This window comes from Bradyrhizobium sp. NBAIM08 (assembly GCF_020193935.1).
Taxonomy (GTDB): domain Bacteria; phylum Pseudomonadota; class Alphaproteobacteria; order Rhizobiales; family Xanthobacteraceae; genus Bradyrhizobium; species Bradyrhizobium yuanmingense.
The window spans coordinates 1-480 of the sequence record NZ_JADYVR010000131.1 but is presented as its reverse complement, the minus strand read 5'-3'; the positions used below and the strand labels follow the sequence as shown (position 1 = coordinate 480).

Annotated in this window: 1 protein-coding gene; it reads left to right on the top strand. The window is 36.7% G+C overall.

Going from position 1 to position 480, the window contains the following annotated elements; genetic code table 11:
- On the top strand, positions 1 to 480 hold a 480-nt coding region (gene mobF, locus I6F37_RS38760; RefSeq protein ID WP_225154182.1), incomplete at both ends, for a MobF family relaxase.

Below are 480 nucleotides of genomic sequence, written 5' to 3'. Positions count from 1 at the left end.
TTTGAGCATGGAACAAGCCGAGCTCAAGACCCACAACTTCATACTCATGCTTTAGCATTAAATGCTTGTATTAGAGATGATGGAACAACAGGAACTATCCGTTCAAAACCTTTTTTTACTCACCAGATGGCAGCTAGTGCCATTTATAGACAAGAACTTTCTTATCAGATTTATACCCGTTTACATTTAAAATCCCACCAACATAAAAACTGGTTTGAAATAGATGGAATTCCAGAAAAACTAATTGAAGAATTCTCAAAACGCCGCCTTGAAATTGAAGAACAAGCACGTAAAAAGGGTATTAATACTGAGCACGGCTATGACATCACAACTCTAAAAACTAGAGAAGAAAAACAAGTTGTTCCTAGAGAAGAATTATTCCGAAACTGGCAAGAAACTGGTAACCAGTTTAATTTTTCAACCCCAGAACTTACTAACCTTATTAACGACTCCAAAGCCTACATTTTACCAACCCAAGAC